This is a genomic window from Neisseria sp. P0021.S007, from assembly GCF_051956855.1.
In genome coordinates, this window is sequence record NZ_JBQCXA010001625.1 from 1 (window position 1) to 453 (window position 453).

General features: G+C 48.8%; 1 pseudogene. It reads right to left on the bottom strand.

Annotated elements, in window-relative coordinates:
- Positions 1 to 453, bottom strand: a pseudogene (locus ACTHUR_RS20600) (DUF2868 domain-containing protein); the annotation flags it as partial.

The following is a 453-nucleotide window of genomic DNA, read 5'->3' on the forward strand; positions in this document are numbered from 1 at the left end:
GCGTGCAAAGCCACAGGCCGTGTGAAGTTGCACCAATCAGCCAACGCGTTTGCGGTTTGCGCCATTCATCCACATAAAGCCGCAAAATTGCCTGATTGACCGGGTCTTTACCTCGGAACCAAGTTGTCGGACTGCTGATAAAGTGCATATTTTTCAAACGCAGGAATAAAGTCGCCAGCCACACCAGCAGCATGACTGTATTCATGCCCAAAATCCCGGCCAATACCAGAAAAAAGTTCAGCCCCTGATTGTCCATCAAAAGATAAGTACTGGAAAAACCGACTGTAAACAACAACGTCGCCGCAGCAATCCAAAGCCAAAACGAGCCTGTCTCCACTTGTTGCAACACATATTTCAAATGCTGGTCGCGGTCAATAATTTGAGCGCGGCGTATCAGTTTTTCCTCATTGCCGCCATCAATATGTCGCAACGCTTCCGTCGCCTGCACAGGAT